This is a genomic window from Actinomycetota bacterium, from assembly GCA_040755895.1.
Classification (GTDB): Bacteria; Actinomycetota; Aquicultoria; order Subteraquimicrobiales; family Subteraquimicrobiaceae; genus Subteraquimicrobium.
In genome coordinates, this window is record JBFMAG010000093.1 from 1 (window position 1) to 6,648 (window position 6,648).

General features: G+C 44.2%; 9 protein-coding genes. All 9 read right to left on the reverse strand.

What is annotated here, in order from left to right:
• Positions 1-315 (reverse strand): non-canonical purine NTP pyrophosphatase (locus tag AB1466_04360; GenBank protein MEW6189331.1); only part of this gene is annotated, 315 nt, incomplete at its 3' end.
• Positions 308-1,045 carry a ribonuclease PH gene (gene rph / locus AB1466_04365; GenBank protein MEW6189332.1) on the reverse strand — a complete coding sequence of 246 codons (738 nt, stop codon included), beginning with the start codon at positions 1,043-1,045 and terminating at the stop codon, positions 308-310. The genes AB1466_04360 and rph, both read right to left, overlap by 8 nt.
• Positions 1,046-1,087: 42 nt before the next feature.
• Positions 1,088-1,834, reverse strand: coding sequence for an MBL fold metallo-hydrolase (locus tag AB1466_04370; protein MEW6189333.1), 747 nt, complete (start codon positions 1,832-1,834; stop codon positions 1,088-1,090).
• Positions 1,835-1,844: 10 nt separating this feature from the next.
• Positions 1,845-2,384: a QueT transporter family protein gene (locus tag AB1466_04375; protein MEW6189334.1), complete on the reverse strand. Its 540-nt coding sequence runs from the start codon at positions 2,382-2,384 to the stop codon at positions 1,845-1,847.
• 4 nt (positions 2,385-2,388) lie between these two features.
• A complete protein-coding gene (gene murI / locus AB1466_04380; GenBank protein MEW6189335.1) occupies positions 2,389-3,216 on the reverse strand; it encodes a glutamate racemase in 828 nt (275 codons plus the stop codon).
• Between the two features lie 211 nt (positions 3,217-3,427).
• Complete coding sequence (gene hemG, locus AB1466_04385; protein ID MEW6189336.1) at positions 3,428-4,075, reverse strand: protoporphyrinogen oxidase; 648 nt, start codon at positions 4,073-4,075, stop codon at positions 3,428-3,430.
• A gap of 32 nt (positions 4,076-4,107) precedes the next feature.
• Positions 4,108-4,485 carry a hypothetical protein gene (locus AB1466_04390; GenBank protein MEW6189337.1) on the reverse strand — a complete coding sequence of 126 codons (378 nt, stop codon included), beginning with the start codon at positions 4,483-4,485 and terminating at the stop codon, positions 4,108-4,110.
• 190 nt (positions 4,486-4,675) lie between these two features.
• Positions 4,676-6,130 (reverse strand): protoporphyrinogen oxidase, encoded by a 1,455-nt coding sequence (gene hemG, locus AB1466_04395; protein ID MEW6189338.1) that lies wholly within the window; start codon positions 6,128-6,130, stop codon positions 4,676-4,678.
• A 183-nt stretch (positions 6,131-6,313) separates the two neighbouring features.
• Complete coding sequence (locus AB1466_04400) at positions 6,314-6,490, reverse strand: FAD/NAD(P)-binding protein (GenBank protein ID MEW6189339.1); 177 nt, start codon at positions 6,488-6,490, stop codon at positions 6,314-6,316.
• Positions 6,491-6,648: the final 158 nt, after the last annotated feature.

Sequence of the window (6,648 nt, forward strand, 5' to 3'; positions counted from 1 at the left end):
CCGAAGCAATTTGGTATTGTTTTCCTCGCTTGAACAACGAGGACCGGCGTAACGGGCGGATAATATGCCCGGTGCACCTTCCAACGCGTCGACCTCAAGCCCGGAATCATCAGCTAAGGCGGCTATCTCAAAACAGTTGACTAAAGTCTTCGCCTTGAGGATCGCATTTTCCGCAAAGGAGCCTCCGGTCTCCCTGATTTCCGGCCAATCCCTGAAATCCTTATAGGTCAGGAGTACCACATGGGGCAAATTGAGGATCTCTTTGATTTCCCTTATCTTGCCCTCATTTTTGGTGGCAATTACGATCTTAAACATCCTTTGAAAATTCGACTCCTATTAATGATCTTTGGATCTTAATGAGCTTCCTGATTCCCTTTTCCGCAAGGTCAAGGAGTTGTTGAAATTCCTCCCTCGTGAAGGGATATCTTTCGGCCGTGCCTTGTATTTCAATGATTTTCCCCGTGTCGGTCATCACCACATTCATATCCACCTGAGCCCCAGCATCCTCCTGGAAGCATAGGTCCAAACGGGGTTCGCCATCCACTATCCCCACACTTGTGGCTGCAACATATCCGGATAAGGGTATTCCCGATATTCTTTCCCGCTTTAATAAGTAACCCAGGGCGTCATAGAGAGCGATGAACGAACCCGTGATTGCGGCCGTTCGGGTCCCTCCATCGGCCTGTATGACATCGCAGTCGATCCAGATTGTGAGCTCTCCTAAAGCCTTCAAGTCCACCACCGATCTCAAGGAACGTCCGATCATCCGTTGAATTTCCTGGGTTCGTCCGGCGACCCTACCCATTGTGGATTCTCTGGGAGTTCGGATCTCCGTAGCCCTGGGAAGCATGGAATATTCCGTTGTAACCCATCCCTGCCCCGTATCCTTGAGGAAACTTGGCACCTTCTCCTCAATGCTCGCGGTACAGACAACTCTGGTATTCCCGAGCTCAAAAAGGACGGAACCCTCTGCATGAGGAATGAAATTCCTAACGATATTGACCTTGCGAATTTCGTCGGGTTTTCTTCCATCTACTCTTACCATTTATCCTCCCCCACATGAGCAAATCAATACGTGCATACACAATTATACTTCATACCTTCTATTTTCCTCAGCCAAGATTACTTCGCCATCGAAAACTTCCTGGGCTTCAGTTTTAGAGATGAGTGGGTCGTAAGGGGGCCAAATGTGAGTCAAGAGGAGCCTTTTTGCTTTCGCTTGTTGAGCAATTTCGCCTGCCTGCCTTGCCGTTAAATGTCCTATCTGCAAAGAGGCATCCTTTTGCTGAAGGGTGGCCTCACAAATAAACATATCCGCCCCCCGCGCCAGATTTACCACCTTTGGATGATAGGAGCAATCGGATGAATAAGCGAGTTTTCTCCCCTTCCCCTCCACCCTCACGCCAAAGGTGGGAACGAAATGAGGGACTGGATAGAAATAGAGCTTTAAATGTCCGATTTCGAATTTTATCTTCTCACTTATGCTTGAGAATGCAAAGAGCTCTAAAAATTGTTCCCTTCCCTTTTTCGAAATGAGTTGACAGACGAAATCGGAAGCCTCAGGTGGGGCAAGCACTTTAAGGGGCAAAGATGGTATGGAATCATATTGAAGAAAATAGCGCAATGGATAAATGTCCAAAAAATGATCGGTATGGAGATGGGTGATCACGATGGCATCGAGGTCCATGGGATTGAGCCAGCGAAAAAGATTACTCAAAACCCCCGTCCCACAATCCAACAAAAGATTGGTTTTCCTCTCTTTTATGAGATAACCACTGCAAGCTTTTCCTTTATAGGGATAAGCCGCCGATGCCCCAAGGACTATTAACTCCAATTTTTCTCCCCTACGATTTAAATTCTCGTATTTTCCTTCCCTCCAGTCTAGACAGACCCGTGGGAAAACCTCTCTTTAGAAGGATCAACAACAATGGATAACCCAGAATGTATACGGCGATGCTTTGACCGATACCAACATATAGCGCGGTTATCCAATATGGAACTTTGAGAACAACCATGAGGATGTAGGCCACACCAAAGGCATTGATGATCACAGGTGGAAGCAAGGCGAGCAGCGGACCATAATAATAATGGATAACCGGCGAGGCACTTTTGCGAAATATTCTGCCAATTTGCCAAGTGAGAAAGGCGGCTATCAATGTCAGAAGGGAGCCGCCAAATATATCCCAAGGTCCAAGCCCACCATAGATATTTGCAAAGATGCATCCAACAAAAAGGCCAGGTATCGCCGCGGGCTCTAAATATGGCAAGACCGTCAGAGCCTCCGAGACACGTACCTGCAAAGGTCCATAACTTATGGGGGCCAGAAGTATGGTAATAGCCGCATAAAGTGCAGCGATTATCGCTCCTCTGGTGAGAAAGGTCATCCCTTTACCCTCCACCTCTGGGAAGGATTATTTCCTTCAAAGAAACCCTCTCCACAGTGTTTATCTCTCGACCCAAAAATCTCTCGCCCAATTCAAGGAAACGGGTTTCATCACCACTGGAAATGAAGCGATAAAGGGCAATGGATTCCCCCTCCCTAAAGCTTCCCTTCATTGCCAAAAGCTCCTTTAATTCCTTGGCGGCTTCTTTAGCTGAACTTATGAGCCTCACCTCATCGCCCACAACCTTTCGGATTGCCACAGTTAACAAGGGATAATGGGTGCAGCCCAAAATTAAACTGTCAACACCGGCCAAGATCAGCGGAGAGAGATACCATCGCACCACCCTCTCGACCTCCGGCCCTGAGATCTCTCCTCGCTCAACGAAATCGGCAAGCTCCGGACAGGCTTGAGAATATACTTGCACACCCGCATCGAATAAGTGCACAGCTCGAGCATAAGCTCCACTGGAGATGGTGGCTGGTGTCCCTATCACACCAACCTTACGAGTGCGCGTGGCCAAAACCGCGGCTCTTGCTCCCGGTTCTATTACTCCCAGTATGGGGATATCGAAATGCTTCTGAGCCGCTTCCAAAGCAGCGGAAGAGGCACTATTGCAGGCGATGACCATGAGTTTGATGCCTTCCCCTCGAAGAAAATCGATTATTTCGAAGGTGAATCTTTGCAGCTCGTCCGGGCTTTTTGAGCCATAAGGGAAACGGGCTGTATCCCCAAAATAAATTATGCTCTCATTTGGAAGACCTTTGATTATCTCGGATACAACGGTGAGACCTCCCACACCCGAATCGAAAACCCCAATGGGTCGATTATCCATTCTCCCCTCCATCTCCAATTAACATAAAAGCCCTATAAACATCCACCAATTATATCTGAATTCGTTCGAATTTAAAACTTTTGGGTAAGAAAAATTTGAATCTTGGAGGTCGTGCAGACGTTTGATCAAGAGATTCTTCGAAGGGCCTTTCGAGGAGCTTCCCTTCCCTCTCTTATGCAATCTCCCACGCCCACATCATGAAAGGCGGCTCCTACACGAAAAGACCAGGGTGAACTCGATCCAATCTTGATTCTATGAACTTAACACGATTTTCATGGCCCAAAGTATACTGGGGCATTGATTTTTCCCAGCGGAAGATGCGGCAAATAACCGGTTCAGCCTCAACACCCATGATGATTTTCATCTCACCCAGAGCTGTCTCAAGCAATGTTTGGTTGTCTACTCTTATATTTTCTTCGCCCAAAGCTCCCCCCATAAATGCTCTTACCAGAACGTATCCTTCGGGGGCTCGAAAGGGCCATTTGGAAGATATCCAAGTCATGGCCATTATTTTTCTTTTTTCCGTCCAGGGTACTACAAATCCAAAACCTTTGAGGGAATGAGCGAAGTCTTCTTTTTTGAACCCCAAAGAAACAGTGGACGATGAGGAATAGGGAATTTCTCGAAGCTTTTTTGAGAGCTCTTGATCCAACTCATCAAGCATTTCCGCTGCAGCGTAGGTGGGAGCGGTAATTATCAGGGTTTTTGCCTCGATGCTTTCTCCGTTTTCTAAAATAACTCGGTAAAAGCCATCCTCCCGCTCTACTTTCACAACGGCTTCCCCTAGAATTATCCGCTCAGAGTTTAGGTGTTCTACCACTGCATCCGCTAGCGCCTGCATACCCTCTTTGAATGACATGAAAAAAGTTCTTTTCCCTCGGTGAGCGGATTTTACCAGAGCCTCTTCCCCTTAAAGAAGACTTTGGTATCTAGCCTCACATTCCCACCACAGATACAGCGGAGTTTGGGTACCTTCAAGGTGATGGAACCCGCCTCCGTTCCCAGCCTCCTTGAGTAGCTCCCATTTCTTAAGAAAGAGGAGGCCCTTTTTGTCCCACAGCGAATGCAGTAAAATCTGGTCTCCTTCTCCCCTGAAACCTCCCTCTTCTCCCCCTTCGCCCTGGAGAGCTCTCCTTCAATTTCAAGGTACAAAAGATATTGGAGAGTGTTCTCTAGTTCCTCTCTGGTTCTTCCCCTTACTCTCTTCTCTACCGTCTCAAAGAGGGTAAAACGGTCGCCTAAACAATCATTTAGTGCTAAACTCTCCATTGGGACACCTTCTTTGGTTGTTGGTTTTCTTAATACAATCCAAACTACCAAAGAGGTCCCATTTCTATCTCAAAATTTTTCAATCACCAATAAACGGAACTCTATTGTAAGTTTTAAGTTCTTAAAGTGCTCTCTTCAAGAAACTTACTGGGATTTGGTAAAGAATTATTTGATTTGATTTACTTTATTTTTAGGAAGTTTCTCTAAGTAATTTGATTACCTGTTCAGCAGTTTGGGTAGCATTGTAAATACAATCGCTGATTCCTATACCACGGTAAGCATTACTGGTAAGATAAAGACCAGGATATTGTTTAATTCTTTCTTCAATGAATCTAACCTTTTTTTCATGTCCAAGAGTGTATTGTGGCATTGAATTTGGCCACCGGTAAATTTTGGTCAAAACTGGCTCAACATTTATTCCCATAATTTGTCTCAAATCTTCTTTTACTATTTTTAGAATTTCCTCATCGTTTTCATAAACTTTCGTTTCATCTTCTGCACCACCGATAAATGCTCTAATCAGGACATATCCTTCCAGGGCACGATTACTGAATTTAGTTGAAGACCAAGTTATTGCTTTAACCTGTTTTTTCTCCTGTCTTGAGACAAGGACACCGAAACCTTTTAAAGGATGCGGAAAACCTTCTTTTTTATAAGCGAGTGAAATTGTCGCACTAGATACATAAGGAATTCTCATCAAGATATCGGATAAACCAGTGTCAACACTTTTAAGTATTTCCGCAGTAGCATAAGAAGGGGTGGTTGCCAAAATACAAGTATCAGCAGTAATACTTGTCCCATCGTCAAGGAGAAGAATGCACCTTTTCTCTTGGGAATTGAATTTCAAACTTATTGCTTTTTTCCTGGTAAGAAAACTCACTTCACTAAGATGTTTTACCAAAGTATCAGTAAGTTCACGCATACCATTTTTAAAAGTTAAAAAAATAGGTAATTTTTTCTGCTCCTGCCCGGGAGTGCTCACTCCCTGCCCGTGGGTGCTTGCCCGCTTTCGCATTTTTCTTCTCACTAACATTCCCCGGATCAAGCTACCATACTCTTTTTCCAACTGTAATCCTCTTGGCCAGCAACTTTTTAAACTGATATTCTCCGGAATACAGGCGTAGATACTGCCAAAAAGAGGTTCCGCGAGACAGTCAAATATCTCTTTACCAAAACGCCGTTTATAAAATTCAGCTAAACTAATGTCCCTTTCTTCTTTCCAAGGTGGAAGTATAAGGTCAAAACCAGCACGTATTTTACCCCGCCAACTTAGGAAAGGACAAAAAATTAGGTCAGAAAGGCGGGTTGGAGCGAGGGATAATAAACCTTTGGGTAGTTGCCATAACTTACCGTTCAAGAAAACAAAAGTAAGGTGTGCTTCTTCATTTCCACCAATTACTTGTTCGCCGATATCCAATTCTTCAGCCAGTGCTAAGGTATGTGGTTTCTCTGACTCAAAACAGTCCGGTCCACCTTCAATCAAAAAACCATTTATTTTTTCAGTAAGAAAAACACCACCTAATCTCTTCTCTTTTTCAATAAGAGTAATCTCAATTGGTAAATTGATTTCTTTACTTTTCTTTTTAATTTTGTAAGCACAAGTCAACCCACTAATACCACTACCAATAATTGCTACTTTCTTCATTTCTCCAATCCTTTCTTTTCATAAAATTTTTGTCAACAATACCTGCTAATACCTCAATAAATTTTGGCGAAGTATTTAAGCACTCCATACGGATTAAATTTAATCCATTTTTTCAGCATATTTTTTGTTGGCAGAAGACATAGGTTCCCTTATTTTCCTCTTTGGTGCAGATGAGGTCCTCTTCTATCCCCAGTTCTTTGGCGAGTTCGAACACCCAGGGTTTAAACCGACGAAGCAGTCCGATCCGCCTTCCAAGATAAAACCCTTTTCTTTCTCGGTGGTCAGCTGTCCTCCCAATCTCCTTTGTTTTTCCACCAATAGATAGTCGGTGCCTACCTTCTCCAGCAACCACCACAGCATTTTTCAAGATGAACACCTCCTTCCTAACGTTGTATTATTTGAGAATTTTTTCACAATATCAATGTCCGAATTGCTACTCCAAATTGTATCGTTGCCTCAAATAAAAATCCACTTGAAAAGGAGTGAGTAAGATTTGAAGGAAAAGATAGGGTGATAAT

Bases quoted from the DNA above. Each gene is read 5' to 3' on its own strand.
- AB1466_04390 (MEW6189337.1), bottom strand. From the start codon at position 4,485: ATGGAGAGTTTAGCACTAAATGATTGTTTAGGCGACCGTTTTACCCTC.
- hemG (MEW6189336.1), bottom strand. From the start codon at position 4,075: ATGTCATTCAAAGAGGGTATGCAGGCGCTAGCGGATGCAGTGGTAGAA.
- AB1466_04400 (MEW6189339.1), bottom strand. From the start codon at position 6,490: ATGCTGTGGTGGTTGCTGGAGAAGGTAGGCACCGACTATCTATTGGTG.
- AB1466_04375 (MEW6189334.1), bottom strand. From the start codon at position 2,384: ATGACCTTTCTCACCAGAGGAGCGATAATCGCTGCACTTTATGCGGCT.
- hemG (MEW6189338.1), bottom strand. From the start codon at position 6,130: ATGAAGAAAGTAGCAATTATTGGTAGTGGTATTAGTGGGTTGACTTGT.
- murI (MEW6189335.1), bottom strand. From the start codon at position 3,216: ATGGATAATCGACCCATTGGGGTTTTCGATTCGGGTGTGGGAGGTCTC.
- rph (MEW6189332.1), bottom strand. From the start codon at position 1,045: ATGGTAAGAGTAGATGGAAGAAAACCCGACGAAATTCGCAAGGTCAAT.